Here is a 25,364-nt window from a genome sequence, read left to right as displayed (position 1 = left end):
CCCTATGAGGCCAGGCCCGGGATGGAGTCGAGCAGTGAGCGGATATAGTCCACCATGGTGCTGAGCAGCCAGGGGCCGAGCAGTACCAGGGTGGCGCCCACGGCCAGCAGCTTCGGAATGAACGACAGCGTCATTTCGTTGATCTGCGTGGCCGCCTGGAAGATGCTGATGATCAGGCCCACGGCCAGGGTCGTCAGCAGCAGCGGGCCCGCCATGATCAGGGCCACGCGCAGCGCCTGATAGGTCATGGACATGACGGCTTCCGGGGTCATGCGGGCCTCCTATTGGTAGAAGCTGCGGGCCAGAGAGCCCAGCAGCAGGTGCCAGCCGTCGGCCAGCACGAACAACATCAGCTTGAAAGGCAGCGAGATCGTCACGGGCGGCACCATCATCATCCCCAGCGCCATCAGCAGGCTGGCGACCACCAGGTCGATGATCAGGAAGGGAATGAAGATCGTGAAGCCGATCTGGAAGGCGGTCTTGAGTTCGCTCGTGACGAAGGAGGGCACCAGGACGCGCAGAGGAACGGCATTCTGATCCTCCAGCGGACCGACGCCCGCCATTTCGGCGAACATCGCCAGATCCGTTTCCCGGGTCTGGCGCAGCATGAAGGTCTTGAGCGGCTGGCTGCCCCTGTCCAGCGCCTGCTCGAAGGTGATCTCGTCGCGCGACAGTGGCTGGTAGGCCTGGGCGTAGATCTGGTCGAAGACCGGCGACATGGTGAAAAAGGTCAGGAACAGGGCCAGGCCCACCAGGACCGAGTTGGGCGGCGAGACCCCGGTGCCCAGGGCATTGCGCAGCAGGCCCAGCACGATGATGATGCGGGTGAAGCCCGTCATCATGAGCAGCGCCGCCGGCAGGAACGACAGCATGGTCAGCATGACCAGCGTCTGGACACTGAGCGACCAGGTCTCCGCGCCGTTGGGGCCCGGCGTGGCGGTCAGGGCGGGCAAAGTGGCCTGCGCCAGTGTACTGGCGGGCCAGGACAGGATCAGCGCCAGGACGGCCAGCAGCCAGGGCGCCGAGCGCGCGGCGTGCGGAGCGGGTCTTCTGCGCATCAGGAACCCGAAAGGGTCTTGCCGAGCGTCTCGGCGAAGTCCCCGGACGCGGCATCGTCGGCCCTGGGGGCGTCGGCCAGGGTCTGCAGCAGGGTGATCTGCTGGACGGTCACGCCCAGCACCAGCCGGACGTCCTCGACCTGGACCACGGCGATCGAACTGCGCGCCCCGAGGCTGAGCGTACCGAGCACCCGCAGGCGGGCCGTCTGTGCGCGGCCCGTCAGCCAGCCGCCTCGGCGGGCCACCCAGGCCAGCATCAGCAGCAGGCCCAGGATGAACAGCAGGGCGAGGACGACACGCAGGAGTTGATCCTGGTCCATGGCGGATCAGCGGCGGTTGTTCAGCCGCGCGATGCGGTCCGACGGCGTGATGATGTCGGTGACGCGAATGCCGTACTTCTCGTCCACGACCACGACTTCGCCCTGGGCGATCAGGTAGCCGTTGACGTAGATGTCCATGGGCTCGCCGGCCAGGCCGTCGAGTTCGACCACCGAGCCCTGGCCCAGTTGCAGGATGTTCTTGATTGTCAGGCGCGTGCGGCCCAGTTCCACCGACAGCTGGACCGGGATGTCCATGATCATGTCGATATCGCTGTCGCTCTCGGAGGCTTGTCCTGACAGCGGCTGAAAAACCTGGGAGGCGGCGGGCTGGGCGGCCGTGGCTGGCGCCTGGGTCGCGGCGGTCTGTTCAGCCAGGGCGGCGGCCCAGTCGTCCTCCGCGCCCAGACCGCTGGCCTGGGTGGGTTGATCGTGCGCGGATTGCTGTTCGGCCATGGCGGCGGCCCAGTCGTCCTCCGCGGAGCCTCCGGATGCTTGGCCCGGCAGATTCGGGTCCTGGGTATCGTCTTTGATGTCGCTCATTTTTTCGTGCGGGCTAGCAGTTTGTCGGAGTCGTCGGGCGAGGCGAGAACCTTGCGCACGCGCAGGGCATAGCGGCCATTGAAAGTGCCGTAGCCGCATTCCAGGACGGGGACGCCGCCCACGCGGGCGGTGACGGCGGGACGGATGTCCACCGGCAGCACGTCGCCCACGGAGAGATGCAGCAGCTCGGCGATGGAAGTATCGATTCGGGCGAACTCGACGGCAAGTTCGACCTCGGCGCTGCGGACTTCGCGCGAGAGTTGCTGGGTCCAGCGCTGGTCGATCGCGTCGGATGCGGCCTGCTGGAGCGGACGCGTCAGCAGGTCGCGGATGGGTTCGAGCATGGAATAGGGCAGGCAGATATTGAGCTTGCCCCCGGACGAACCCAGTTCGATGTTGAAAGAAGCCACCACCACGATGTCGTTACCCGTGCTGATGCTCGCGAACTTGGTGTGCATTTCCGAACGGAGGTATTCGAGCTCCAGCGGATAGACGGATTCCCAGGATTCGCGGTAGCAGTCCAGCGTCAGTCCCATCAGCCGACGGATGATGCGTTGTTCGGTATTGGTGAAGTCCCGCCCTTCGATCCGGGTGTTGTAGCGGCCGTGGCCACCGAACAGACTGTCGATGACCAGAAAAACCAGGTTTGGGTCGTATGTGAACAGGCCCGTGCCGCGCAGGGGTTTCAACGCCACCATGTTCAGATTGCTGGGCACGGGCAGATTGCGTTCGAAGTCCGAGTATTTCTGGATCTTGATCGCGTTGACGGTGATGTCGGCGTTGCGGCGCATGAAGCCGAAGAACATCGAACGCAGACGGCGGGCGAAGCGTTCGTTGATCAGCTCCAGGGTTTGCATCCGGTGCCGCACGACCCGGTCGGGCGAACCCAGATCGTAGGGACGGACACCGTCACGGGGCTCGACCGGGGCTTGCTGGTCCGAGGTTTCTTCGCCGGTGACTCCCGCGAGCAGGGCATCGACCTCGTCCTGGGAGAGCATGCTCTGGTAGGCCATTACTGCACCACGAAGGCGGTGAAGAGCACGTCGGCGACTTGCGGGCCGGGCAGTTGCGCGGTAAACGGACGCGCCAGGGTAGCTTTCAGGTTGTCTGTCAGGGCCTGGCGGCCCTCAGGCGTCTGGATGAGGGGGAGTTGCTGCGCCGAAAGCACCTTGAGAATGCGGTCGCGGACTTCGGGCATATAGTCAGTGATCTGTTTGCGCGAGGCCTCGTCTCCCATGCGCAGCGTGATCGCAGTGTAGAGGATCCGGTTGCGGGTTTCACCATACAGCGTGACGGTGAAAGGATCGAGTTCGGCGAAGATCGGCGCAGGGACCATTGGCGGCGCCTGGGGGGCCTGGCTGGCGGTCTGGGCGGCGGCGAGGACGCCGGGCGTGCTGTCCCTGCTCGTGAACCACATCGTCGCGCCGACCGAGGCGCCGATGACAATAATGAGCAAGAGAATGAATTTGAGTAGCCTGAGCATGGTTCCGGGTTAATGCGTCACGATGACTGGAGGGCAAAATGAAGCATTTTAATGCGGGTCCTGCCCAGGAAAGCGAAAGTATTCACGCAAAAGTATCCACCAGCGCGTCCGGACGGGTGACGGTCCTGGGGATCGTCGTGGCCGTAGAGGTCGCCGTATCCGCGACCTGGCCGTCCAGGCTGAAGGTGGAGTCGCCATTGCGCGCCGAGGGCGCCTGGCCCTGAGCCTGTTGGCCAGGCTGCTGGTCGCCGACATCCGCCTGACCCAGAGACAGGCCGGCCTGGGCCAGTTGCTGTTCCAGGTGGGGAAGCGCGTTTTCCAGGGCCTGGCGCACGCTGGCGTGCGGCGAGACGAAGGAGGCTTGGGCGATGGAGTCGCCCACGTGCAAGGTGATGTGGATCGGTCCGAGCTCCGGGGGATTGACGTGCATCTGCACGGTATTGCCCGCGCCGGCGAGGTTCTGGGTCAGATGCAGGATCTGCCGGCTGAAATCCTGGGGCCACTGCGGATTGGAAAGCGGGGTGGGCACGGCGACGGGCGCGGCGGCCGGCATCGATGTCGTGGCCGGCAGCAGGGAGGCACCGACGGGGGCCGAAGCCGAGGCCATGGCCGCGCCATCCGGCGCCGGGGCTTCGAGGCCGTGCGCGGTCCGGATGTGCATGGATGATTCGACGGCCGATGCGCCTGCGGCGGCCTGGTCAGCGTGCAACCGGTCGACATCCGGCATCGGATCGGTATTCCGTTGGTGGAATTGCGGCGCTTGTATAGAGGCGGAGACGCTCCGGGTGCGAGCGGTTTCCCTCGGGCTGACAGAGGTCGACGCATCCGTGTGCAGCGGGGCGCGGGCGGCGGGGACCGTGGCTGCCATGTCGGTGCGCGGCATGCGGGTGATTTCGATCACGTCGTCTTCACCGGAGGCCCGAGCGTCCTGGGTGGCGTCGTAAGAATCCGTGAGTGTCTTGCCAGAGACGTCGATCGGCAGACGCGCCGTGCGTGGATCGGTGTGGACGGCCTGGCCGGTATGGGGCGTAGCGGTTTGCACGACGGAGGAGACAGGCCGCATCAGAGGCAGTGCCGCACTGTCGAGGATCAGGGCCAGGGTTTCGTCCGGCCCGAGAGGGTCGTGCCGCTCGGCGGCATCCGGGGCCGCGTGGCGGTCGGCTTCTTCGAGTCGACGGGATTCGGCGGGACGGGATTCGGAGCGGTGCGAGTCGGCGGGACGGGCGGTACCTTCACGCTGTTGCGAGAGCACGTTCGAGAAAGCCGGTGCATCCGTCGCGGCAGCGGTGTCCGCGCCGCGCGCCGGGTTGTCCGCGGGCGACGGGCTGGAGCTGGTGACAGGAAGGACGGGCATGTTCATGGCGTGTGCGGTTTCAGTGCGGCTGTCGTTGGCGCCGGTACAAGCCGGCCGAGATCTCGTCGCTGGCGCGCTGTTCGCGGCGGTGTTCGCGATATTGCAATTGCCGGATCTGGCGCGCCTTGAGGGTTTCGTAGGAGTTCAGGCGGCGTTTTTCATCATGCCACTGCTTGCGTCCGGCCTCGAGTCGCACGTCGATCTGGGCGATGATCGTATTTTGCTGGGAAATGGCCTCGTCCAATGTGGCAATAAACTGCCTAAAGTTGTGGTAATTCGAGGCCGATAAGCCTTGCTCGGTGGTGTTCTGCAGGCGTTTCGTGTAGTCGGCGCGGTAGTCGTCCAGGGTGTTCAATTGCCCCTGGGCCTCGCGGCGCCGGGTGCTGAGTTCGGACAGGTTCCGGCCCGCCTCGTCGAGTTTGTCCTGGGTCAGGTTGATCAGTACGTCCAGCGATGTTTCAGGGCTCATGGGTTTCTCCCAACACGCCAGCCAGCGCGGCCACCGCGCTGGCATAGTCCACGCGCACGTCGATGCCCTGTTGCAGATAGTTCTCGAGCCAGGGATGGCGTTCGATGGCCTGGTCGATTTCCGGATCGTTTCCCGCAGTATAGGCGCCGACGGCGATCAGGTCGCGATTGCGCTGGTATCGAGACATCATGCGCTTGAACAGATGCACGTGACGGAACTGACCATTGGGCACGATGGCGGACATGACCCGCGAGATCGAGGCTTCGATGTCGATGGCCGGGTAATGGCCGGATTCGGCCAGGCTGCGCGACAGCACGATGTGGCCGTCGAGAATGGCGCGCGCCGAGTCGGCAATTGGATCCTGCTGGTCGTCGCCTTCCGTCAGTACGGTGTAGAACGCGGTGATGGATCCGGCCGGCCGGTCACCCTGAGGGGCGCCGTTGCCCGCGCGCTCCACCAGAGTCGGCAGTTTGGCGAATACCGACGGTGGGTAGCCTTTTGTGGCTGGCGGCTCGCCGATCGCCAGGGCGATTTCGCGCTGGGCCATGGCATAGCGCGTGAGCGAGTCCATGATCAGCAGCACGTGCTTGCCCTGGTCGCGGAAGAATTCCGCCAGCCGCGTGGCGTAGACCGCGCCCTGAAGGCGCAGCAAGGGCGAAACGTCCGCCGGAGCGGCCACCACCACGGACCGGGCCAGGCCATCGGCGCCCAGGTTCAGTTCGATGAATTCCTTGACTTCGCGGCCTCGCTCGCCGATCAGGCCGACCACGATCACATCGGCCTGGGTGTAGCGGGCCATCATGCCCAGCAGCACGCTCTTGCCGACCCCCGATCCAGCGAACAGACCCATGCGCTGGCCGCGACCGACGGTCAGCAGTCCGTTGATGGCCCGGACGCCCACATCCAGCACCGTGTCCACAGGCGCGCGGGTCAGCGGGTTGATCTGCAGGGCCGTCAGGGGCGCCATCTCCAGATCGGAAGGCAGGGGCTTGCCGTCCAGCGGTCGGCCCGCGCCGTCCAGGACGCGGCCCAGCAGGGCGTGCCCTACCGGCAAATGGCGCACCTGGTCCGTGACGATGGCGGCCTCGGTGTCGGCCAGGTCCGTGGCCTCGTCGGGCAGGGGGACGGGATCCAGCCACAGAGTCTCGGCGGGCACGATGCGGGCGCCGGGAGGCAGACCGGTGATGTCGCTTTGCGGCATCAGGTAGAGGGTGTCGGCGTGGAAGCCCACGACCTCGGCGTCGGCCCAGCGGTCCTGATCAAGCGAAACCTGAACCTTGCAGGCTGCGCCGACCGGCAGTTGCAGACCGGTCGCTTCGAGCACCAGGCCGGTGGCGCGGGTCACGCGCCCCTGCCGGCTGGTCGGCTGGCGGGCGGAAACCCGCTGCTCGCAGGCGGCGAGCTGCGCGCGCCAGCGCGCGCCGGGCGTGCGTGTCGCGGCCGTGTCCGGATTCATGGGGGGGCACCCGTCTGGCCCAGCGCGGCAATGATGCGTTGCCAACGGGTTTCCAGCGTCGCGTCCACGGAGCCCAGAGCGGTTTCCGCGATGCAGCCGCCGCGTGTGATGCTTGCGTCGGCGTTCAGGCGATAGCGGGCCGGATCCGGGGTTTGCTGCAGGAAAGTCCGCACCAGCTCGAGATCGTCGGGGTGCAGCCGCAACTGCAGCGAACCGCCTTGCTCGGGTCGGGCCTGCATGACTTCGCGGACCAGGTCCAGGATATGGTTGGGGCAGTCGCGGATGTGGGTACGCAGCACCTGTTCGGCGATGCGTACGGCCAACTGGATGACGGACTGGCCGACTTCGCGTTCGAGTCCATCCAGAGCGGCCCCGCAGGCCTGCGCCAGGCCGTCCAGCCGGGCCGCCTGCTCCCGCGCCAGATCGGCGCCTTCGGCCAGTCCCTGCGCGTGACCTTGGGCATGGCCTTCGGCGTGGCCTTGTGCCAGGCCCTGGGCATGGCCTTCGGCGTGACCCTGTGCCAGGCCTTGGGCGTGGCCGTCAAGGCGGCCCTGCTCGAAGCCCTCGGCGCGTCCCTGAACCAGGCCTTCCTCTCGCGCCTCGGCGATCGCCTGGGCGCGGCGGCGCGCGAGTTCCGCCTGGTAGAGCGGGTCGCGATCGCTGGCGCGGCGGCCGAGCGGCTGCTTGAGCGCGTCCAGGGATTCCATTTCCCAGCGCTGCCAGCGGGCTCGCGTCGCCAGATCGATGGAAGGCCCGGACTTGTCAGACATACTCGTCGTTGCCCATCGACAGGTTGATCTGGCCGGCGTCGGCGAGCTTGCGCGCCACCATCAGGATGGCCTTCTGCTCGGTCTCCACGCGGGACATGCGCACCGGCCCCTGGGCGTCCAGATCGTCGCGCAGGATCTCGGCCGCGCGGTTGGACATGTTCTTGAAGAACTTGGCGCAGAGTTCCTCGCTGGCTCCCTTCAGGGCGATGGTCAGCGAGGCGGTGTCGATTTCCTTGAGGATGAGCTGGATGGCGGCGTCTTCGACGTCGACCAGGTTGTCGAACACGAACATTTCGTCGATGATGCGTTGCGCCAGGTCGGCATCGATCTCGCGCAGACTGCTGACCACCGCCTCTTCCTCGGCCGTGTTCATGAAATTCAGGATCTCGGCGGCGGTGCGCACCCCACCCATCTTCGAGCGCTTGGCGCCCTGGCCGGACAGGACTTCGTTGAGGACTTCGGTGAGTTCATGCAGCGCGGATGGCTGCACGCCGCCGAAGGTGGCGATCCGCATCATCACATCGTTGCGCACGCGTTCGTTGAGCAGCGCCAGGACGGCGGAGGCTCGGTCGCGCTCCAGATGAACCAGGATGGTGGCGATGATCTGGGGGTGTTCGTCGGCGATCAGCTCGGCAACGTTGACTGGTTCCAGCCAGTTCAGCGCATCGATGCCCGAGCCCGTGCCTTCGCCGGCTTCCAGAATGTCCTCGATCAGGCCGGCGGCGCGGTCCGTGCCCAGCGCCTTGGTCAGGACGGAACGGATGAAGTCGTCCGAGCCCAGGCTCACGGCCATGAACTGGTCGGCCTCGCGGCGGAAGTCCTCCAGGACCTGATCGACATCGGCCCGCGTGATCTGCTTGAGATTGGCCATGGCCAATCCGATCTGCTGGACCTCGCGCGATGACAGGTATTTGAAGACTTCGGCCGCCGCATCTTCACCCAGGGACATCATCAGGATGGCGCAGCGGGTCAGTTCGTTGTCAGGATTTGGCATTCTTGGGATCCATCCATGAACGCAGCACCATGGCGACGGCGCGCGGGTCGCGCTGGGCCAGTTGGCGGGCGGTGTCCAGGTTTTCCTCGTAGCGGTTCATTTCCGAGGCGCGCAGTTCGTCCTGTCGGCGCTGTTCGCGCATGGTCTCCAGGTGGGCCTCGTTCTTGGCGCGTTCGACCTGGGCGTTGGCGAAACCCTGGACGATCGGCCGCACGACCGAGCGCCAGAGGAAGAACAGGACGGCCAGGATCAGCAGCACCTTGAGAACTTGCAGGGCGAGGCCGCGGTATTCCGGGTTCTCCCAGGGCTTGAACTTGGGCTCCTGGTCGGTGAAGGCGCTGTTCACCACGCTCAGGGTGTCGCCTCGATCGGCCGAATAGCCCATGGCCTGTTTGACCAGGGCGTTGATGTCGTCCATTTCGGCCGAGTCCAGCGGAGCCGGTTCTCCGTCCTTGTCACGATAGTTGACCACCACGGCAACAGACAGGCGTTGCAGCGAGCCCAGTTCGTGCTTGACGTGGCTGATGGTGCGGTCGACCTCATAGTTGACGGTGGCGTCGTTGCGAACGGAGCCCTGGCCCTGGCGGGCCGAGCCGGGCGCGCCGTTGACCGTGCCGGTACCGCTGGTCTGCGCGGGGGGGCTCTGGGTGCCGGCCGCCGCCGGGGCCTGCGTGGCCTGGTTGGCCGCAGCGGTCTGGATCGGGGCCGTGGCGTTGGCCGGGGGTTCGTTCGACAGGGCGCCGGGGACGCCGGTCGGAGGCAGCATGCCGTTCTGCGCCGAATCGCTGGTCTGCTTGCTGCGGATGGCGGCCGTGCCAGGCGTCTCGTTGGGGCGATAGACCTCGGAGGTCTGTTCGCGCTGGGAAAAATCCACGGTGGCGCTGACCTGGGCGCGCACGTTGCCGGGGCCGACGATCGGGTTGAGCAAGGTCAGGATGCGCTGGGTCGTGCGCTGCTCGACATCATTGATGAAATTGCGCCGGGTGCTGTCCATGCCGGCCTCGCCGCCCGGCGAGGACATCAGGTGGCCGTCCTGGTCGACGATAGAGACCGATTCGGCGTTGAGCTTGGGCACGCTCGAGGACACCAGCCAGGCGATGGCCGAAACCTGGGACTCGCTGAGGGTGCGGGAGGGGTAGAGCGTCAGCAGGACCGAGGCGGTGGGAGCTTCGCGGTCGCGCACGAACAATGACTGACGCGGAATGGCGAGGTGCACGCGGGCGGATTTGACGGGCTGGAGGGCTTCGATGGAGCGGGCAAGCTCGCCTTCGAGGGCGCGCTGATAGGTGATCTGCTCCGAGAACTGGCTGGCGCCGAATTTCGGTTCGTCCAGCAGTTCGAAGCCCACGCTGCCGCCGCGCGGCAGGCCCTGCTCGGCCAGTTGCAGACGCAGCGCGTAGACTTGATCGGCGGGCACCAGGATGGTGGCGCCGTTGTCGGCGAATTTGTAGGGAACGTTGCGCTGGTTGAGCACGGAGACGATGGCGCCGCCGTCGCGCGCTTCCACATTGGAGAAGAGGGCGCGGTATTCCGGTTCGCGCATCCACAGGGTTGCGACGACGAGCAGGGCGACGATCGCCGCGCCCAGGCCCAGCAACACCGGTCGGGGCAGGGCCGCCAGCCGCGCCAGGGCGGGGTTGCGGTTCATCCAGTCGGTAATGGGATTCATCGGAAGGAAGTTGCAGAGGGTGCCGCCAGGTCGCGCCCGGGCCAGAAACCGACAGTCTGGATGATGTGCATGCTGTTACGGCAGAATGATGGAATATTGGCGGCCATTATGGCGGCGATTGATGTTCCGGCAAGCGCTGAAAAACCCCGTTTTTGGGGCTTAGTTAGGATGATCCGGCCTGGTTCGCGCGTGCGGGGCAAACCGGGGAAGTGTCCGTTCTTATCCCCGCTATTGCGGGGCTTGCCGGTCCGGGGCTGGCCGTATAGTACATTGTCGGCTCGCCATGCAACCGGTGGCCGGCATGTCCATCTTCCATCCGAGCCGTTCATCATGATGACCTCCCAGGCCCTCGCCAGTGTCGAAAACCTGCTTGCCCAGATGCGCGCCGTGGCGCGCGAGTCCCAGGGCCTGTCGGCGGGGCCGATCACATCCGCCGGGGGCGGCAACGGTGGGTTCGCCGCCGAGCTGTCCCGCTCCCTGGATCGAGTGTCCCATGCGCAGAATGCCGCAAACAACCAGGCGAAGGCCTTCGAGATGGGTGATCCGGACATTTCCCTGAGCAATGTCATGATCGATTTGCAGAAGGCGGGTCTGGCCTTCCAGGCTTCGGTGCAGGTCCGCAACCGCCTGGTCGACGCCTACAAGGAAATCGCCAACATGGCCGTCTGACGGCTCCGGATCAGCCCCTGCGGGGGCAAAGGCGATTCCGACACCCGCCGTGGATATTTATCCGGCGGGATTTTTTTTGATTGTGGGCGTTTCCGCGTCGTCGGGGCGCCGCACGACGCCCCCTTCGGTGTCCAGCGCATACAGCCAGGCCAGCAGTTCCGCGATGGCGATGTAGAGTTTGGGAGGAATGTGGGCGTCCAGATCCACCTGCATCAGCAACCCGACCAGTTCCGGCGACTCGTGCACGTACAGGCCGTGCTCGCGCGCGGTGCGCACGATGGTGTCGGCCAAGTTGCCGTATCCCTTGGCCACGACCCGGGGCGCGGAATCCGTCGGATCATAGGTAACAGCGACGGCGCTGGGCCGGTGGGGATCAGGGTGCGGCGATTTCATTATCCCGGGGATCCGGCAGATTTGAGTCGGAGTCGTCGTCCTTGGCCAGGACGGAAAGTTGGCTGGCCTGCAGCCCTTGCGCCAGCAGCCGGGCGCGCAGCGGTTCGATGGCTTGCCCCAGTTGCTCGGCGGACTGGGGGGCCGTCAGCCGCATGACCAGTTGGTCTCCGGACAGGCTGAGGCGCGCGTGCACGTCTCCCAGGGTCGGCAGATGCAGGTTCAGGCGGGTGGACCAATGATCTTCCTGGAAATCACGGTCTTCTTCGTCGTCCGGCGGCCGGCGATGGACTTCCCATTGCATGTCGGCGCCCGGCCAGGCCTCGCCTTGCCAGATGAAGGCCTGGTTGGCCAGGACTTCGAGTTGCTGGCGGACCAGGAGTTGAGTCTGGGGGTCGATGCCGGGGACGGGCGCGGTATGGGTCTGGCCGGCAGGCGCATGGGGTTGTGTGGTTTCGGGGCTGGCGCCGCCACCCGCTGCGGCAGGGGCGCCGGGAGAGGGAGCGGTCTGCTGGGCGTTCTGTGCCGCGCCTCCCGGTGGTGCGGGGGGCTGGGGCGGGATACGGCCCTGAGGTTCTTGCCGCAGTGCCTGGGGCGTGGCCTTGCCAGCGGCCAATTGTGCGAGATGGGACTCATAGAAGAGGCCGCTCGTTTGCACGGATTGCGACAGCGCCTGGGCGAATCGGGCGGCCAGGGCTCCGGGTTGTCCGAGCGATGTTGCGAGCTGGGCCCAGGCCTGTGCGACACCGCCCGTCTGGGGGGCTGGTGCGGGTGCGGGCGCACCCGGCGCCGGCGCGCCGCCCGGCGGCGCGGGGACGTTGCCGCCAGCCTTCGGGCCGCCGCCAGCATTGGGCAGCAGCGGTGATTGTCCGCGTACGGCCTGGCCTTCATGAGGAAACTGATTCAGCAGCGCGAGGATGATGCGGGCGGCGTAGCCCAACGTGGTCGGGGCGGATTGGGTGGAACCGTGGAAGGTCGTGCTCCGGCCCAGCAGGTTGTCCAGCCGCATGTCCCGCACGGCCTTGCCGACGGCGGCCTGCTGACGGCCTTGCTGGCTGGCCTGGTCGACCGCTTCCCGGGGGTGGCGCTGAGTCGGGTTCTGCAGCGCGCCCGGGTTCTCGGGGTTGGACGGCTGGGGAACCGCCTGCGGGCCCGCGCCGGAGGCGAGGTTGGCCTGCTGGCTCAGCGTGGTGCCCAGTACGGCGTCCAGGCGCTGGATCAGCAGTGTGCCGAGGTTGGAAGGAGCCCCGATGCTCATGACGGCGTGATTCCTGGGTGGGGGCGGGCCCTAGTGCGGGCGGACCGTACTGTAGTAGGCTTGCAGGACGGTGCGTTGGCGTTTGAACGTGCCCAGCAGGTGGCTCAGGCGTTCAAGTTCGGGAGAAATCAGCTGGCGGATGCGGGCATCGTCGTCCAGGATGCGTGTGAGCAATTCGCGCCTGGCGTTCTTCTGGTCGTCATCCAGCGGGTCCAGCGTTTTCAGGCGCTCGACCGCCGCCTGGTAGCGGGCGCCGAGCGCCACGAGCTCGTCCCATTCCTGTGTCTGGGCCTTGTTCAGCATCTGGCCGGACAGGTCGGCGATTTCCTGGTAGCGCTCGAGGAGGGTGAGGTGCGGCATGCTCAAGGGCGGATTCCTGTCAATGGCTGGGAGGGGGATCGCCGAATTGAGGGTCGACGGCCGTATGCCAGGCGCCGGCCAAGTCGATCAGCATCTTTTCGGCCGTATCGAGCTTGGATTCGTCGCTGCGCAGATTGGCCTGCATCAGATCGCGGATGATGAGTTCGTAGGATGCGATCAGCAATCGGGCGACTTCGCCGCCGCGTTCGGTGTCCACGCCCGCCTTCAATCCGGAATCCACGATGTCGATGGCCTTGGACAGGGACTTGCCGCGTTCCGCGATGTTGCCGTTCTGCAGATGATGACGCGCCTGGGAAATGGCTCTGAGGGCCCCCCGGAACAGCAGCGAGATCAGGCGCTCGGGCGAGGCGCTGAGCACTTCGGTCTCGAGCCCGATGTTGGCGTAAGAGCCGGTGGCCCGGGCGGAGCGGGAACGGGGGGCGTAGGTCATGACCGGTTATTTGCTGCTCTTGATGCCGTTGAGCGCGCTGAGTTGTTGAGACAGGTAACTGCTGAGTGAATTCATCTGGCTGACCATGGCGTCCAGTTGGGTGAACTGGGCGCGGTAGGTTTCCATGCGTTGATCGATGCGATCGGAGGTCGCGTCGTATTGTTTCTTGATTTCGGCGATGGTCTTGTTCAGGCCGCTTATGGTCGTGGAGAAGGCGCCGTCGGACTTGACGAGGGATTCGGCGGTCTGGTCCACCCGGGTGCCGACGCCGGATGCGCCGGTGAACAGGGCTTTCACGCTGCTCAGGTCTTCGGACAGCGCCTTGGTGAGCTTGTCGTTGTCGATCTTCAGTTCGCCGGTCTTGGGATCGGTGGAGACGCCGATCTTGGACAGCGTGGCGCCGCTGGCCGGGTCGATGGCGCCCGAAAGGGCGTCGCGCATGCGGGTCTGCACCGTGCGGGCGAGCGAATCGCCGGTCAGGGCCGAAGAGGTTTTCGCCGTGGTGTCGTAGGCGGTCAGGGTCTTGATCGTGCCCAGCAGGCTGTTGTAGGACGAGACGAAGTCCTCGACGGCCTTCTTGGCGACGCTGTCGTCGCGGGTCAAGGTCAGGTTGGCGGCGCTGGTCGTGGTCTGGCTGAGCGTCAGCTTGACGCCGTCGATCACGTTTTCGACGGTATTGCTCTGGCTGGTGACGGCGATGCCGTTGATGGTGAGTTCGGCATCGGAGGCGGCCTGGACCGTGACGCCCGCCGTGGAACCGCCTCCCGCATAACCCAGGAAGGAGTGCAGGTCGGCGTTGCCGTCGACCGCGATGTTGGTGACGGCGTTCTGCGTGCCGGTCTCGCGGCTGGTCAGCAGCAGGCGGTACTGGCTGCCAGGCGTGCCGTCGTTGACGATGGTGGCGTTGACGCCGATGCTGGAATCGGCGTTGATGGCCGCCACCAGGTCGTTCAGGGACGTGCCCTTGCCGGTCAGATCGATGGATTTTTCCGTGCCGCCGACCGTGATTCTCAGGGTGCCGTCGGTGCCGATGTCGGTTGTGCGGTCCGCCCGGCCCGCGTAGACCAGGGTCTGGGCCGAGGCGAGCTTGTCGACCTTGATGGCGTACTGTCCCGGGATGGCCGAGCTGTCGGCCGTCGCGGAAAAAGCATCCGAGCCGGACTTGACGGCGAGCGCGCCGAAAGCATCGGTCTTGCCGACGGCCTGGGCGGCCTTCTGGAAGGAGGCGACCGCGTCCTTCAGCTTGCTGTAGGCGGACAGTTTGGTTTCCGCCGCCGTCTGGCGATCCTTGATGGCGCTCAACACCTTGCTTTCATTGGTGCGCAGGTTGTTGAGCAGGTCGGTGAGGGGCAGGCCCGACAGGCCGAGAGAAGAGACTGTTGCCATGGTGTGGTTCTCCGATTCAGCCATTATGCCCCGCTTTGGCGGCGGCAAAGGCGATGTATGGGGCGGGATTTCGTTTCAGTTCGAGTGTCAGGCCTGGGTGTTCACGCCGGCGCCCTGGAGTTGGGTGATCATTTTCGCGACCCTCAGGACTGCCTCGGATGGAATCGTTCGCAGGACATCGCCGGTCTCGCTGTCGACGATCGAGACGACCAGTCGTTGTGCTTCCTCGTCCATCTCGAAGCGCACGCCGGTGGACCAGGCCTTGAGACTGTTGTTGATGGACTCGAGCGCTTTTTCCAAGGAGGACTGGGGGGGCTCGATCGGCTGTCGCAGGCCGAATTCTCGCGGATCCGCCTGCTTGCCGAAGCGGCCTGCCTGCGTGTCGTCCGGAGGCGTGACCTGGGCGGCGGGCGCGGGCTGGGGCTGTGCGCGTTCCGATATGGGAGCCGCCAGACCCAGGCTTGAGGATGCCAGTTGGTTTCCAATGGGGTGAATCATGCGAGCTCCTGTCCGGAAGGGCTGGTTCAGACCAGGTGGCGTCCGGAGGCTATCCCCCGGATCGGGCAGATCCTGGATTTTCACTCTGGCATAACGGCCATATCCGGAAAAACTTTAGGGTCGGAGGCGGATGGGCGGGACGTGCGCCAACCGGATGAGACCGCGTGCGGGAAATTCCCGGGGGAAAGTTGCGCTTCTTGGAAAAACATCGAGGCTGTTCCTAGTGCATACTTGCATTTTATGATGTGTTTCACGGATTGTGCGATGCCTCTTTCCGAGGACCAGTTGATCGCCCGTCATGCGCCGCTCGTGCGCCGGCAGGCCCTGGCGCTGATCGGCAAATTGCCGGCCAGTGTCGAACTCGACGACCTGATGCAGGCCGGCATGATGGGGCTGCTGGATGCGGTGCGGCGTTACCAGCAACAGGCCGATGCGCAATTCGAGACCTACGCGGTCACCCGTATCCGCGGCGCCATGCTGGATGAACTGCGCAGCCAGGACTGGCTGCCGCGCAGCGTGCGCGCCAAGGCGCGCAGCATCGAGGACGCCATCCAGACACTGCGCCACCGCCTGCTGCGCCCGGCCACCGAAACCGAGATCGCCGAGGAAATGGGGATGGATCTGGCCGATTATCAGGTTCTGCTCGAAGAGGCGCGCGGCGTCCAGGTCCTGATGTACGAAGATCTGGCTTTGCATCGCGAGGACCGCGATGGAGAGAGCGTGCTGGACTCGGTGGCGGGCGGCCAGGACGGCAATCCTTTGGATTGGCTGGTGCGCGAAGGCTTGCGCTCGGTGCTGATCGAGGCGATCCGCAACCTGCCGGAACGCGAACAGTTGCTGTTGTCGTTGCAGTTCGAACAGGATCTGAACCAGAAAGAAATCGCCGCCGTCCTGGATGTGACGGAGGGCAGGGTGTCCCAGTTGCGGTCCCAGGCCGTGGCGCGCATCCGGGCCTGGCTGTCCAGCCATTCCTGGGAGCCGGACGCCGGCACGGACGAATACGAGCATCTCATCTAGGTCCGCCGTAGCGGCGGGCGGCCTTCTTGCGTGCACAATAAGATTCATTTAAAATATATCTTATGCGGCACAGACTGCCGAATCTCACTGGCGAGGAAATCTCATCATGAATATTGATCGTTTCAAGCATCAGCATGTCGAAATCCTGAGTGGCATCAGCATGCTGCGCCGGTTGTCTCATCAGGGGATCGCCGATCACGCCGTGGATATCGCCCACGAGCTGAAAGCCCTGGCTCAGGTCGTTACTCAACACTTGGCCATCGAAGACCGCATCCTGTACCCCTCGCTGGAAAAAAGCGGCGATGACCGCATGGCGCGCATGAGCGTGGCCTACCAGAATGACATGCAGGGCATCGCCAGCGCCTTCATCAATTTCGCCCGCCGCTGGGGCAATGCCACGTTGCTGGCCCGCAGCCCCGAGGGCTTCCGGGCCGAGGCGAATACTGTGCTGAAGAACGTCCATACGCGGATGTTGCGCGAGAACCGCGAATTCTATCCGGCCATCGAGGCGCTGTAAGGCGGTCTGCGCACGGATTCCGCGCGCCACCGCGAAGGGGCGCGCGTTCCGCGCAAGACGAGCGGGATCGCGCAGTGCCCGGCCTCAAAGCGCATATAATGGCCGGCTAGTTTCCCCCAGCGGCCAAACGCATGAAAACCTCCGAGATCCGTCAGAAATTCCTGTCCTTTTTCGAGTCCAAAGGACACCAGATCGTTCCGTCCTCGCCGCTGGTGCCGGGCAACGACCCGACGCTGCTGTTCACTAACGCCGGCATGGTGCAGTTCAAGGACGTCTTCACCGGCAAGGACACCCGGTCCTATCACCGGGCGACCACCGCGCAGCGTTGCGTGCGCGCCGGGGGCAAGCACAACGATCTGGAAAACGTCGGCTACACCGCCCGGCATCACACGTTCTTCGAAATGCTGGGCAACTTCAGCTTCGGCGACTATTTCAAGCGGGATGCCATTACGTACGCCTGGATCCTGTTGACCGAGGTCTACGGCCTGCCCAAGGAAAAGTTGTGGGTCACCGTCTACCAGGAAGACGACGAGGCTTACGACATCTGGGCGCAGGACATCGGCGTGCCCCGCGAGCGCATCATCCGCATCGGCGACAACAAGGGTGCGCGCTACGCCTCGGACAACTTCTGGCAGATGGCCGACACCGGTCCCTGCGGCCCCTGTTCCGAAATTTTCTATGACCACGGTCCGGACATCTGGGGTGGCCCTCCGGGATCACCCGAGGAGGACGGCGACCGCTACATTGAAATCTGGAATCTGGTGTTCATGCAGTTCGAACGCGATGCCCAGGGCACGATGCATCCGCTGCCCAAGCCATGCGTCGATACCGGCATGGGGCTGGAGCGCATCTCCGCCGTGCTGCAGCATGTCCATTCCAATTACGAGATCGACCTGTTTCAGGCACTGATCCGCGCGGCGGCTCGCGAGACCGGCTGCGCGGACCTGGCCGACAACTCCCTGAAGGTCATCGCCGATCACATCCGCGCCTGCGGCTTCCTGGTGGTCGACGGCGTGATTCCCGGCAACGAGGGGCGCGGCTACGTGCTGCGCCGCATCATCCGGCGCGCCCTGCGGCATGGGCACAAGCTGGGCCAGAAGGGCCTGTTCTTCCACCGGCTGGTGGCCGATCTGGTCGGGCAGATGGGAGACGCCTACCCCGAACTGGCCGCCCAGCAGTCGCGGGTCGAACAGGTGCTGCGCCAGGAAGAAGAACGTTTCGGCGAGACCCTGGAAAACGGCATGCGCATCCTGGAGTCCGCCTTGTCGGCCCTGCCGGCCGGCCAGGCCCTGGACGGCCAGACGCTGTTCACCCTCTATGACACCTATGGTTTTCCGGTCGATCTGACGGCGGACATCTGCCGCGAGCGTTCCATTCCCGTCGACCTGGACGGTTTCGAGCAGGCGATGGCGCACCAGCGCGAGCAGGCGCGCGCCGCCGGCAAGTTCAAGGCGGCGGCCGACCTCGTCTACGACGGCGTGGACACCCGGTTCGACGGCTATGAGCACCTCGAAGGCGAGGGCACGGTGACGGCCCTGTACGTGGACGGCACCTCGGTCGCCTCGATCGCCCGGGGACAGGAGGCCGTGGTCGTGCTGGATGCCACGCCCTTCTATGCCGAGTCGGGTGGGCAGGTGGGCGACACGGGCCTGATCCGCGGCGCGGCGGCCCGCTTTCAGGTCGTCGATACTCAGAAGATCCAGAGCACGGTCTTCGGTCATCATGGCCGGCTGGCCGAGGGCGCGCTGGCGGTGGGCGACGTGGTGCGCACCCAGGTGGACGGCCAGCGCCGCGCCGATACGATGCGCAATCACTCGGCCACCCACCTGATGCACAAGGCCCTGCGCCAGGTCCTGGGCGGCCACGTGCAGCAACGCGGATCCCTGGTCGATCCGGACAAGACACGCTTCGACTTCGCGCACGATGCGCCCATGACCGCCGAGCAGATCGCTCAGGTGGAAGTCATCGTCAACGACGAAATCCTGGCCAACCAGGCGGTGCGGGCGCAGCACATGGCCTACGACGAAGCCGTGGCCGGCGGAGCCATGGCCCTGTTCGGCGAAAAATACGGCGACGTGGTGCGGGTGCTGGACATCGGTTTTTCGCGCGAACTGTGCGGCGGCACCCACGTGGCGCGCACGGGCGACATCGGCCTGTTCAAGATCGTCTCCGAAGGCGGCGTGGCCGCCGGCATCCGTCGGGTCGAGGCTATCACCGGGCGCAACGCCCTGGCCTGGGTGCAGCGGACCCGCGAGACGCTGGATCAGGCGGCCGGGCTGCTCAAGACCCAGCCGGCGGAACTGCCTGAACGCATTCAGGCCCTGCAGCAGCAGACGCGACAGATCGAACGCGAACTCGAACGCCTGCAGGACAAGCTGGCCGCCGCCGCCGGGTCCGATCTGGCCGCCCAGGCGGTCGACGTCGCCGGCGTGAAGCTGTTGGCGACACGGCTGTCGGGCGTGGACCCCAAGGCGCTGCGCGGCATGGTCGATCAGTTGAAATCCAAGCTGCCCGGCGCGGTGATCCTGCTGGCCGCCGTGGCCGATGACAAGATCAGCCTCGTGGCCGGTGTCAGTCCCGAACTGACGGCGCGGGTCAAGGCCGGCGAACTGGTGGGCGCCGTCGCCGTCCAGGTGGGTGGCAAGGGCGGTGGCCGTCCGGACATGGCCATGGGCGGCGGCTCTGATGTCGGCGCGCTGGACGGTGCCCTGGCAGGCGTGCGCGGCTGGCTGGCCGAGAGGCTGCAATAGGAGAGGAACAATGACGGCGGAACTGCCGCACGTTGACCAGGAAATCGATGCCCGGGGATTGAACTGCCCCTTGCCGATCCTGCGCACCAAAAAGGCGCTGGCGCGGCTGGACAGCGGCCAGGTATTGGCGGTGCGGACCACAGATCCGCATGCGGGCCGGGATTTTCAGGCGTTCTGCCAGCAGACCGGCAATGCCTTGCTGGCGCAGCGCATGCATGACGACGGCGCCCAGACGCATTATGTCCAACGCCGCTGATGTGTTGTTTTTCATGGTATTCACAGGCCGCTTGTCCGCATCCATTGCGGACACAGCCTGACTGATGCTAGAATTTTGCGTTTTTCACAGCATTTTCAAAGGATTATCAATGGTTGTGATTCGTCTGGCCCGCGGCGGCTCGAAGAAGCGTCCCTTCTACAATGTCGTTGCTGCCGATTCGCGTAATCGCCGCGATGGCCGTTTCATCGAACGCGTGGGTTTCTATAACCCCGTGGCCGGTGAAGGCCAGGAAAATCTGCGCCTGGCCCTGGATCGCGTCCAGCACTGGATGGACAAGGGCGCCCAGCTGTCCGACACCGCCGCCCGTCTGGTGAAGGAATATTCCGCCAAGGTCGCGTCCGCCGCCTGATCGCGGTTCGTTGTGCCGGCGATGGCCGATTCCGCATTCCTGGATGTCGCTCCGCCGGACGATCTGGTCGAGGTCGGCCGGGTCGCCGCGGCCCACGGAGTGCGTGGCTGGCTGAAGATCCAGCCCTATTCGCCCCAGGCGGATGCGTTGCTGAACGCGCCGACATGGTGGCTGAAAGCACCCGATCCCATATTGGGAACGGGTGCTCTGTTGCGTCCGCGCGGCCTGAGTGTCCGCGCCTGCCGCCGACAGGCGGGTCAGTTCCTGGCGGCTCAAGCCGACGGCATCACGGACCGCGACGCGGCCGAGGCGCTGCGTGGGTACACCGTCTGGGTCCCCCGGGCGGCGTTCCCGTCGGCGGGCGACGATGAGTACTATTGGATCGACTTGATCGGCTGCGACTTCCATGGAATGGGAGACGACGGCCCTCGACGGCTGGGTCGTGTCGAACAGGTGCTGGACAATGGCGCCCATGCCGTGCTGCAGGTGGCGCTGGGTGAGCCGGACGCGGACGGTGTCTTCCAGCCGCTGTCCGATGCGCGGGGCCGGCCGCGCCATGTTCTGGTGCCCTTCGTGGCGGCTCACGTCCAGCACGTCGACATCCGTGCCCGCCGCATCGACAGCGACTGGCCGGCCGATTTCTGAGACCGGCATTCGAACGCGCTCTTTCCAGGCGCGCGTCTTCTTCCAATTTCCACACTCCCGGATCGTGTCATGCGATTTGATCTGATCACGCTGTTTCCCGAGATGTTCGCCGCCGTGCGCGACCTGGGCGTCAGCGGCCGGGCGCATGCCCGGGGAATCTGGTCGCTGGAGACCTGGAATCCGCGCGATTTCACGACCGATGTCCATCGCACGGTCGACGACCGTCCTTACGGCGGCGGGCCGGGCATGGTGATGCTGGCCGAGCCTCTGGCCCTGGCGGTCGAAGCGGTTCGCGCAGCCCGCCTGCGGGCGGGGGTTGACATGATCGATGCGCCGGCGCCCGTCGTGCTGTTGTCGCCGGCCGGCCGGACGCATGACCAGGCGCGCGCCCGGCGCTGGGCGGACGGCGGCGGGGCCATTCTGATTTGCGGCCGCTATGAGGGCATCGATCAGCGCTTCATCGACCGTTATGTGGACGAGGAGGTGTCGCTGGGGGATTTCGTATTGTCGGGCGGCGAGCTGGGAGCCATGGTGTTGATGGACAGCGTGGTGCGACTGTTGCCCGGGGTGTTGCATGATGCCGAGTCCGCCGAGCAGGATTCCTTCAATCCCGCTCTGAGCGGGTTGCTGGACAGCCCCCATTACACGCGCCCCGAAGTCTGGCGCGGTGACGCCGTGCCCGAGCCCCTGCTGTCCGGCCATCATGCCCGTATCGCTGTCTGGCGCCGGGAGCAGTCCCTGGCCCTGACGGCGGCGCGTCGGCCCGACCTGATCGACCGCGCGCGGGCCTCGGGGGCCCTGGACGCGCGGGACGAGCGCGCATTGGATCAGGGGCCGGATCGGTCCTGATGCGCGCTGGCCTGCAGAGGCTGGGCGGTGGGGCGCGCGTAGTATTGCCGTCCGACCCAGATGGCCTCGGGGCCTTGGGGCGCCGAGCAGTCGTCGCCGGGCGGGCAGGTCAGCGGGTCGTCTTGGGCGTATCGCAGGTAGATCGCCGTCTTGCGGGCCGTCTGGGCGGCATCCAGATTGGCCTGCAGTTCCTGGCTGGGATAGTTCAGATAGCGCGTGCTGGAATAGGTCCCGGGGGCGAGCGCCATGGCGGCTTCGACCAGCCGGGCGCCGGCGATGTGATCGGGGTGGTCGTGCCCGGCGCAGCGCCAGCACAGAGACCGGTAGGGAATGGTGATCGAGGGGTCCATCAGGCGCACGTCCCTGGGGTGTTCTTGCCGGATCAGGTCGGCCAGCAGGCGGATCAGTTCGCCGCGCGTGTAGGTGTCCGGGTAGGGAGCGTAGGATCGTACGCGCGCGTGGGGTACGGATTCCACCCGGCTCAGAGGCGTCAGGCTTCCCCAGCCGGCACCCAGCCAGGGATCGGGCAGGCGCAGCATGATGAGCTGGATGCGCGTGTTGGCGCGCAGGGTATGGCGCACCAGGGTGTGTCCGCCCACCGCCAGGCCATCGGTGCTCCAGGCGTCGGCCGCGCCGGCCATCTCCGCGTAGGCGGCCATGATGCCGCGCTCGCGCGCCAGGGTATAGTCCAGACCCTCGCCCCGGTCGCCTGCCGTCAGGTAGACCGTATGCACGCAGCGGCCCTGGCGGATTGCATCGTCCTGGTCGGGATTCATGAACAGCAGATCGTCGTCCGGGTGGGCGACGAAGCTCAGCACCTTGCCGCCTGCGCAGTCCGCGGGCGCCGGTTGGGCGTTCTGGACGGTGGCTTTCGGGATGGCCTGGCTGGCCGCCGCCGGCAGGGTGGCCTGGGCGGGCGACGCATGCAGAAGGGCCAGTGCCAGGATCGGCGGAATCAACGCGGACAGGCGCGGGCCGGGGGCCTGGCGGCGCTGCGGGATGCCTGGACCCGGCGGGAGGGCGTGCATGGTGTGTGGATCGGACAAGGGTACGAGGGGTGGAGGCGTCAATGCCGCCGCGAATAGGCCAGCACGACGATGCAGGACAGCACGAGCAGACCGCCCAGCAATTGGCGGTCATTGAATGCCTGGCCCAGGATCAGCCAGCCCAGGGCCAGGCTGGCGACGGGTTCGGCGTTCATCACCGGGGCGTTGCGCGACATGTCGAGCCGGGGCATGAGGATGAACAGGGTGCAGAAGCCGGTCGTATAGCACAGTGAAAGGACTGCCAGGGCGGCCCAGCCCGCCAGGCCGTCGGGCGGCCGCATGCCGCCCGGCATGAAGTCGGCCGCGCCCGCGGCCAGCATGGCGCATAAAACGATGAAAATGGTGTAGAGACTGCGCACCGGACCCGGCAGGACGGCCAGTCTGTGTTCCGTGACCCACAGCGCGCAGGCGAACAGGCTGGCGCTGCCGAAGGCCAGCGCGACGCCTGCGGCCCAGCGGACATCGGGGGATGCGCCGTCTCTCAGCAGACCGGGCAGATCCAGGACCAGCGCCAGACCAGCCAGGATCAGGCCCATCAGCAGGCTGGCGCGGCGGGTCGGTCGCGGGCCGCCCAGCGCCCAGGTCAACAGGGCGAACAGCAGCGGGAACAGACTGTTGATGAGCAGCGCCAGGGCGACCGGGATGCGGGCCACGGCTGAATACAGGCAGAAGCTCTGCAGGGCGATCAGCAGGCCGAGCAGACCTTGCCAGGCACTCAGCCGCGCGGGTATGCACAGGCCCTGGCGGCGCCACAGGACGATGCCCAGCAGCGCCAGCAGGCTGGCGCCGGCCCGGCACGTCACCCCCAGCAGCACGCCCGCGCCGTCATCGAAGGCCACGCGGGCCGCGACATGATTGGCGGCGAAGATCGTGCTGATGAGGATCAGTGTGCCGACCGCCAGATGGCGGGGCAGGGCGGACTGTCCTGGGCCGGGGGTCATGAGATCAGGCCGACCGCATGGTTCAGGTGCTGGGCGCCTTGGCCAAGGTGCCGCACCAGAGCCCCGGAATCCTGTGTCTGGCGCAGATTGTTCCGGGCAATGTCCTGAATCCTGCCGATGGCCTGTTCCAGATCCTGGATCTGAGCGGACTGGCTGGTATTGGCATGCTGGAGCTGTTCGAGCATGCCGTGGAGCGAGTCGATGCCGCCAGACAGGCGTGCCATGACGCGTCCGCTGCTTTCGATGAGATCGGTGCCTTCGGCGACCTGGCGCACGGATGCGTCGATGAGTTCGCGGATCTGGCGAGAGGCGTCGGCGCTGCGTTGCGCCAGGGTACGGACCTCGCCGGCCACCACGGCGAATCCCCGACCATGTTCGCCGGCGCGTGCGGCTTCCACTGAAGCGTTCAAAGCGAGGATATTTGTCTGGAAGGCGATGCCGTCGATCAAAGTGGTGATTTCTGTTATTCGCCGGGAAAGTTCACGCATTTCACGCATACTCTCGACCGAGCGCACCATGGCCTGGCTGCCTTCGCTTGCCAGGGCGACTGTCTGATCCACGTCCTGCCGGGCTTCATGGGCGCGTCGGTGATCTTCGGCCAGAGAAGCATTGATGGACTGGATCGATTCCGCCGCTTGGCCAATGGCGGTCGCCTGATCGTGGGCGCCAGTGCTGACGGCGTCGTTGGACTCCGTGATCCGCTCCAGCGCCTGATCGATCGCCAGGGCGTTTTCCTTGACTCGAGCGATGGCTTCGGAGATGGCTCGCAGCACTCGGTACAACGCGATGCCCATCGGGGTGGTCGGTTCGGGGCTGTCAAGACTCAGATCGATGCTGCCGCCATGGGTGATCCGGGCGACCATGCTGGTCAGTTCATGTGTCTGGCGAGCGTCGCGTCGCATCCAGTGGGCGATGTAGCACAGGGCCATGGTTTCGACGACGACGTAGGTTGCGTGCGCGACCACCCGGCCCAGACCGGGCTCTGCGAAGCAATAGGTGGGGAAGCCGATTTCCTGCAGATAGTTGAAGCTGATGTGATGGATGGCAATCAGCGTGGCGCCCAGGAGGATTACCCGTTTGTCGCGGTAGCACAGCAGTACGGCCAGCAGCACGAAGATGCCGAAGTGCAACTCTATAGTGCCCAGGGACTGGTGGATGTGCAGGGCGCAGAACATCATGAAGGCTGTCGCCACCGTGAGACGCGTGATCAATTGACCTGGCCGCCACAAGATGAGGGCCGTCGGAATCAGCGCCAGGGGCAGGCCGACCCACAGGGCGAGGCGCCAGGTATCATGCCAGGAGGCCAGCCCCAAGGCGGTGGCGAACAAGACCCATACCATGGGCAGCATGATGCGGTCGGCCTGACGGCCGTACGAGGACGGGCGGACTGGTTGCGAGTGGGCTTTTGAGTGAATCATGAGGGATGGATTTGGCCGCGCGCGGCTCATCAAGGATGGGTCGAATGATGCGTGGGCCGCACTCTGAGGGTCGCCTGGTGGCGGACGTGAAATTTTACGGAATGCCGATCCGGAAGTTAAGGTGTCAGCCAGATGTCAGGCAAATCCCCGCCCGTGTGTCGCGCGTTCGACACACGGGCGGGACAGGGCCTGGCGGGCGCGGGATCAGGAACGGGCCGCCAGCAGTCTGGGCGGCCGGGCCAGCTGGGCGTGCGGGACGCGCGGCGCGTCGGTCTGGCGCCGCGTGTCCGGATGATCGGTTTCATCCAGGTGGAAGAAGGCCACCAGGTCGACCAGGGTGTCGGCCTGTTCCCGCAGGCTGGCGGCCGCGGCGGCCGATTCCTCGACCAGGCTGGCGTTCTGGCGGGTGACGTCGTCCATCTGGGTGACG

The 25,364-nt window shown here is 65.9% G+C and carries 29 protein-coding genes and 1 pseudogene; 8 read left to right on the top strand and 22 right to left on the bottom strand.

The features are described 5' to 3' along the window. Window positions 1–2: 2 nt before the first annotated feature. The 12 genes from fliQ to fliF all read right to left on the bottom strand — a co-directional run bounded on the left by fliQ (window position 3) and on the right by fliF (window position 10,113). Complete coding sequence (gene fliQ, locus O4H32_RS11810) at window positions 3–272, bottom strand: flagellar biosynthesis protein FliQ (RefSeq protein ID WP_269359401.1); 270 nt, start codon at window positions 270–272, stop codon at window positions 3–5. A gap of 9 nt (window positions 273–281) precedes the next feature. Further along, window positions 282–1,058: a flagellar type III secretion system pore protein FliP gene (fliP, locus tag O4H32_RS11805; protein WP_269359399.1), complete on the bottom strand. Its 777-nt coding sequence runs from the start codon at window positions 1,056–1,058 to the stop codon at window positions 282–284. Beyond that, a complete protein-coding gene (gene fliO / locus O4H32_RS11800; protein WP_269359397.1) occupies window positions 1,058–1,378 on the bottom strand; it encodes a flagellar biosynthetic protein FliO in 321 nt (106 codons plus the stop codon). Before fliO ends, fliP begins: the two co-directional genes overlap by 1 nt. Window positions 1,379–1,384: 6 nt before the next feature. Beyond that, entirely contained in the window at window positions 1,385–1,918 is a 534-nt protein-coding gene (fliN, locus tag O4H32_RS11795) for a flagellar motor switch protein FliN (protein WP_269359395.1), read from the bottom strand. Then, window positions 1,915–2,931: a flagellar motor switch protein FliM gene (gene fliM, locus O4H32_RS11790; protein WP_269359393.1), complete on the bottom strand. Its 1,017-nt coding sequence runs from the start codon at window positions 2,929–2,931 to the stop codon at window positions 1,915–1,917. Before fliM ends, fliN begins: the two co-directional genes overlap by 4 nt. Further along, entirely contained in the window at window positions 2,931–3,401 is a 471-nt protein-coding gene (gene fliL / locus O4H32_RS11785) for a flagellar basal body-associated protein FliL (RefSeq protein WP_269359391.1), read from the bottom strand. Before fliL ends, fliM begins: the two co-directional genes overlap by 1 nt. Before the next feature lie 82 nt (window positions 3,402–3,483). Then, entirely contained in the window at window positions 3,484–4,755 is a 1,272-nt protein-coding gene (locus O4H32_RS11780) for a flagellar hook-length control protein FliK (protein WP_269359389.1), read from the bottom strand. 19 nt (window positions 4,756–4,774) lie between these two features. Next, on the bottom strand, window positions 4,775–5,224 hold the full coding sequence (gene fliJ, locus O4H32_RS11775; protein ID WP_269359387.1) for a flagellar export protein FliJ: 450 nt from the start codon (window positions 5,222–5,224) through the stop codon (window positions 4,775–4,777). Next, window positions 5,214–6,680, bottom strand: coding sequence for a flagellar protein export ATPase FliI (fliI, locus tag O4H32_RS11770; protein ID WP_269359385.1), 1,467 nt, complete (start codon window positions 6,678–6,680; stop codon window positions 5,214–5,216). The genes fliJ and fliI overlap by 11 nt, the downstream gene beginning before the upstream one ends. Continuing rightward, on the bottom strand, window positions 6,677–7,450 hold the full coding sequence (locus tag O4H32_RS11765; protein ID WP_269359383.1) for a flagellar assembly protein FliH: 774 nt from the start codon (window positions 7,448–7,450) through the stop codon (window positions 6,677–6,679). Before O4H32_RS11765 ends, fliI begins: the two co-directional genes overlap by 4 nt. Next, window positions 7,443–8,444: a flagellar motor switch protein FliG gene (gene fliG / locus O4H32_RS11760; RefSeq protein ID WP_269359382.1), complete on the bottom strand. Its 1,002-nt coding sequence runs from the start codon at window positions 8,442–8,444 to the stop codon at window positions 7,443–7,445. The genes O4H32_RS11765 and fliG overlap by 8 nt, the downstream gene beginning before the upstream one ends. Next, window positions 8,431–10,113, bottom strand: coding sequence for a flagellar basal-body MS-ring/collar protein FliF (gene fliF, locus O4H32_RS11755; protein ID WP_269359380.1), 1,683 nt, complete (start codon window positions 10,111–10,113; stop codon window positions 8,431–8,433). Before fliF ends, fliG begins: the two co-directional genes overlap by 14 nt. A gap of 333 nt (window positions 10,114–10,446) precedes the next feature. On the opposite strand from fliF, the gene fliE reads away from it, so the two are divergent. Beyond that, the gene (gene fliE / locus O4H32_RS11750; RefSeq protein ID WP_269359555.1) at window positions 10,447–10,782 is read left to right on the top strand and encodes a flagellar hook-basal body complex protein FliE; all 336 of its coding nucleotides are present in this window, start codon (window positions 10,447–10,449) and stop codon (window positions 10,780–10,782) included. A 57-nt stretch (window positions 10,783–10,839) separates the two neighbouring features. Here the strand turns inward: fliE and O4H32_RS11745 are convergent, their stop codons facing one another. From O4H32_RS11745 to O4H32_RS11720, 6 genes are all read right to left on the bottom strand, one after another. Then, window positions 10,840–11,175, bottom strand: coding sequence for an EscU/YscU/HrcU family type III secretion system export apparatus switch protein (locus O4H32_RS11745; protein ID WP_269359378.1), 336 nt, complete (start codon window positions 11,173–11,175; stop codon window positions 10,840–10,842). Continuing rightward, complete coding sequence (gene fliK / locus O4H32_RS11740; protein WP_269359377.1) at window positions 11,156–12,430, bottom strand: flagellar hook-length control protein FliK; 1,275 nt, start codon at window positions 12,428–12,430, stop codon at window positions 11,156–11,158. The genes O4H32_RS11745 and fliK overlap by 20 nt, the downstream gene beginning before the upstream one ends. Before the next feature lie 30 nt (window positions 12,431–12,460). Further along, on the bottom strand, window positions 12,461–12,790 hold the full coding sequence (locus tag O4H32_RS11735) for a flagellar protein FliT (RefSeq protein WP_269359553.1): 330 nt from the start codon (window positions 12,788–12,790) through the stop codon (window positions 12,461–12,463). Between the two features lie 19 nt (window positions 12,791–12,809). After that, the gene (gene fliS, locus O4H32_RS11730) at window positions 12,810–13,241 is read right to left on the bottom strand and encodes a flagellar export chaperone FliS (protein ID WP_269359375.1); all 432 of its coding nucleotides are present in this window, start codon (window positions 13,239–13,241) and stop codon (window positions 12,810–12,812) included. Between the two features lie 6 nt (window positions 13,242–13,247). Further along, complete coding sequence (fliD, locus tag O4H32_RS11725) at window positions 13,248–14,627, bottom strand: flagellar filament capping protein FliD (RefSeq protein WP_269359373.1); 1,380 nt, start codon at window positions 14,625–14,627, stop codon at window positions 13,248–13,250. A gap of 87 nt (window positions 14,628–14,714) precedes the next feature. Continuing rightward, a complete protein-coding gene (locus O4H32_RS11720) occupies window positions 14,715–15,125 on the bottom strand; it encodes a flagellar protein FlaG (RefSeq protein WP_269359372.1) in 411 nt (136 codons plus the stop codon). Window positions 15,126–15,389: 264 nt separating this feature from the next. Between O4H32_RS11720 and O4H32_RS11715 the strand changes: the two genes are divergently transcribed. The 7 genes from O4H32_RS11715 to trmD all read left to right on the top strand — a co-directional run bounded on the left by O4H32_RS11715 (window position 15,390) and on the right by trmD (window position 21,529). Then, window positions 15,390–16,142, top strand: a complete 753-nt coding sequence (locus O4H32_RS11715; protein WP_269359370.1) for an RNA polymerase sigma factor FliA — start codon at window positions 15,390–15,392, stop codon at window positions 16,140–16,142. Between the two features lie 106 nt (window positions 16,143–16,248). Continuing rightward, complete coding sequence (locus O4H32_RS11710) at window positions 16,249–16,659, top strand: hemerythrin domain-containing protein (RefSeq protein WP_269359368.1); 411 nt, start codon at window positions 16,249–16,251, stop codon at window positions 16,657–16,659. Window positions 16,660–16,790: 131 nt separating this feature from the next. Then, window positions 16,791–19,409, top strand: a complete 2,619-nt coding sequence (alaS, locus tag O4H32_RS11705) for an alanine--tRNA ligase (protein ID WP_269359367.1) — start codon at window positions 16,791–16,793, stop codon at window positions 19,407–19,409. Window positions 19,410–19,419: 10 nt separating this feature from the next. Then, window positions 19,420–19,665, top strand: a complete 246-nt coding sequence (locus tag O4H32_RS11700) for a sulfurtransferase TusA family protein (RefSeq protein ID WP_269359366.1) — start codon at window positions 19,420–19,422, stop codon at window positions 19,663–19,665. A gap of 109 nt (window positions 19,666–19,774) precedes the next feature. Then, complete coding sequence (gene rpsP / locus O4H32_RS11695) at window positions 19,775–20,035, top strand: 30S ribosomal protein S16 (protein ID WP_269359364.1); 261 nt, start codon at window positions 19,775–19,777, stop codon at window positions 20,033–20,035. A gap of 21 nt (window positions 20,036–20,056) precedes the next feature. Continuing rightward, a complete protein-coding gene (rimM, locus tag O4H32_RS11690) occupies window positions 20,057–20,680 on the top strand; it encodes a ribosome maturation factor RimM (RefSeq protein ID WP_269359362.1) in 624 nt (207 codons plus the stop codon). Window positions 20,681–20,749: 69 nt separating this feature from the next. Next, on the top strand, window positions 20,750–21,529 hold the full coding sequence (gene trmD / locus O4H32_RS11685; RefSeq protein WP_269359360.1) for a tRNA (guanosine(37)-N1)-methyltransferase TrmD: 780 nt from the start codon (window positions 20,750–20,752) through the stop codon (window positions 21,527–21,529). On the opposite strand, the gene O4H32_RS11680 is transcribed toward trmD, so the two are convergent. The 4 genes and pseudogenes from O4H32_RS11680 to O4H32_RS11665 form a co-directional block, all read right to left on the bottom strand. Further along, window positions 21,508–22,557 (bottom strand): PIG-L family deacetylase, encoded by a 1,050-nt coding sequence (locus tag O4H32_RS11680; RefSeq protein ID WP_269359358.1) that lies wholly within the window; start codon window positions 22,555–22,557, stop codon window positions 21,508–21,510. The genes trmD and O4H32_RS11680 overlap by 22 nt on opposite strands. A 38-nt stretch (window positions 22,558–22,595) precedes the next feature. Beyond that, entirely contained in the window at window positions 22,596–23,516 is a 921-nt protein-coding gene (locus O4H32_RS11675; RefSeq protein ID WP_269359355.1) for an EamA family transporter, read from the bottom strand. Beyond that, window positions 23,513–24,934, bottom strand: a complete 1,422-nt coding sequence (locus O4H32_RS11670) for a methyl-accepting chemotaxis protein (RefSeq protein ID WP_269359354.1) — start codon at window positions 24,932–24,934, stop codon at window positions 23,513–23,515. The genes O4H32_RS11675 and O4H32_RS11670 overlap by 4 nt, the downstream gene beginning before the upstream one ends. 204 nt (window positions 24,935–25,138) lie before the next feature. Continuing rightward, window positions 25,139–25,364: pseudogene (locus tag O4H32_RS11665) on the bottom strand (methyl-accepting chemotaxis protein); the annotation flags it as partial.

It is taken from the genome of Castellaniella denitrificans (genome assembly GCF_027214045.1).
GTDB lineage: Bacteria > Pseudomonadota > Gammaproteobacteria > Burkholderiales > Burkholderiaceae_B > Castellaniella > Castellaniella denitrificans_A.
Note: the sequence above shows the minus strand (reverse complement) of the source record. Positions and strands in the feature narration are given on the sequence as shown.

What these genes read in the sequence shown, in the direction of transcription:
- O4H32_RS11680 (WP_269359358.1), bottom strand. Translation starts at nt 22,557, where the DNA reads ATGCACGCCCTCCCGCCGGGTCCAGGCATCCCGCAGCGCCGCCAGGCC.
- fliM (WP_269359393.1), bottom strand. Translation starts at nt 2,931, where the DNA reads ATGGCCTACCAGAGCATGCTCTCCCAGGACGAGGTCGATGCCCTGCTC.
- O4H32_RS11720 (WP_269359372.1), bottom strand. Translation starts at nt 15,125, where the DNA reads ATGATTCACCCCATTGGAAACCAACTGGCATCCTCAAGCCTGGGTCTG.
- O4H32_RS11675 (WP_269359355.1), bottom strand. Translation starts at nt 23,516, where the DNA reads ATGACCCCCGGCCCAGGACAGTCCGCCCTGCCCCGCCATCTGGCGGTC.
- O4H32_RS11700 (WP_269359366.1), top strand. Translation starts at nt 19,420, where the DNA reads ATGACGGCGGAACTGCCGCACGTTGACCAGGAAATCGATGCCCGGGGA.
- fliE (WP_269359555.1), top strand. Translation starts at nt 10,447, where the DNA reads ATGACCTCCCAGGCCCTCGCCAGTGTCGAAAACCTGCTTGCCCAGATG.
- O4H32_RS11745 (WP_269359378.1), bottom strand. Translation starts at nt 11,175, where the DNA reads ATGAAATCGCCGCACCCTGATCCCCACCGGCCCAGCGCCGTCGCTGTT.
- O4H32_RS11715 (WP_269359370.1), top strand. Translation starts at nt 15,390, where the DNA reads ATGCCTCTTTCCGAGGACCAGTTGATCGCCCGTCATGCGCCGCTCGTG.
- O4H32_RS11780 (WP_269359389.1), bottom strand. Translation starts at nt 4,755, where the DNA reads ATGCCCGTCCTTCCTGTCACCAGCTCCAGCCCGTCGCCCGCGGACAAC.
- fliG (WP_269359382.1), bottom strand. Translation starts at nt 8,444, where the DNA reads ATGCCAAATCCTGACAACGAACTGACCCGCTGCGCCATCCTGATGATG.
- fliP (WP_269359399.1), bottom strand. Translation starts at nt 1,058, where the DNA reads ATGCGCAGAAGACCCGCTCCGCACGCCGCGCGCTCGGCGCCCTGGCTG.
- rimM (WP_269359362.1), top strand. Translation starts at nt 20,057, where the DNA reads ATGGCCGATTCCGCATTCCTGGATGTCGCTCCGCCGGACGATCTGGTC.
- fliF (WP_269359380.1), bottom strand. Translation starts at nt 10,113, where the DNA reads ATGAATCCCATTACCGACTGGATGAACCGCAACCCCGCCCTGGCGCGG.
- O4H32_RS11710 (WP_269359368.1), top strand. Translation starts at nt 16,249, where the DNA reads ATGAATATTGATCGTTTCAAGCATCAGCATGTCGAAATCCTGAGTGGC.
- fliK (WP_269359377.1), bottom strand. Translation starts at nt 12,430, where the DNA reads ATGAGCATCGGGGCTCCTTCCAACCTCGGCACACTGCTGATCCAGCGC.
- O4H32_RS11735 (WP_269359553.1), bottom strand. Translation starts at nt 12,790, where the DNA reads ATGCCGCACCTCACCCTCCTCGAGCGCTACCAGGAAATCGCCGACCTG.
- fliJ (WP_269359387.1), bottom strand. Translation starts at nt 5,224, where the DNA reads ATGAGCCCTGAAACATCGCTGGACGTACTGATCAACCTGACCCAGGAC.
- fliD (WP_269359373.1), bottom strand. Translation starts at nt 14,627, where the DNA reads ATGGCAACAGTCTCTTCTCTCGGCCTGTCGGGCCTGCCCCTCACCGAC.
- O4H32_RS11670 (WP_269359354.1), bottom strand. Translation starts at nt 24,934, where the DNA reads ATGATTCACTCAAAAGCCCACTCGCAACCAGTCCGCCCGTCCTCGTAC.
- fliI (WP_269359385.1), bottom strand. Translation starts at nt 6,680, where the DNA reads ATGAATCCGGACACGGCCGCGACACGCACGCCCGGCGCGCGCTGGCGC.
- fliO (WP_269359397.1), bottom strand. Translation starts at nt 1,378, where the DNA reads ATGGACCAGGATCAACTCCTGCGTGTCGTCCTCGCCCTGCTGTTCATC.
- fliN (WP_269359395.1), bottom strand. Translation starts at nt 1,918, where the DNA reads ATGAGCGACATCAAAGACGATACCCAGGACCCGAATCTGCCGGGCCAA.
- rpsP (WP_269359364.1), top strand. Translation starts at nt 19,775, where the DNA reads ATGGTTGTGATTCGTCTGGCCCGCGGCGGCTCGAAGAAGCGTCCCTTC.
- fliS (WP_269359375.1), bottom strand. Translation starts at nt 13,241, where the DNA reads ATGACCTACGCCCCCCGTTCCCGCTCCGCCCGGGCCACCGGCTCTTAC.
- fliQ (WP_269359401.1), bottom strand. Translation starts at nt 272, where the DNA reads ATGACCCCGGAAGCCGTCATGTCCATGACCTATCAGGCGCTGCGCGTG.
- fliL (WP_269359391.1), bottom strand. Translation starts at nt 3,401, where the DNA reads ATGCTCAGGCTACTCAAATTCATTCTCTTGCTCATTATTGTCATCGGC.
- alaS (WP_269359367.1), top strand. Translation starts at nt 16,791, where the DNA reads ATGAAAACCTCCGAGATCCGTCAGAAATTCCTGTCCTTTTTCGAGTCC.
- trmD (WP_269359360.1), top strand. Translation starts at nt 20,750, where the DNA reads ATGCGATTTGATCTGATCACGCTGTTTCCCGAGATGTTCGCCGCCGTG.
- O4H32_RS11765 (WP_269359383.1), bottom strand. Translation starts at nt 7,450, where the DNA reads ATGTCTGACAAGTCCGGGCCTTCCATCGATCTGGCGACGCGAGCCCGC.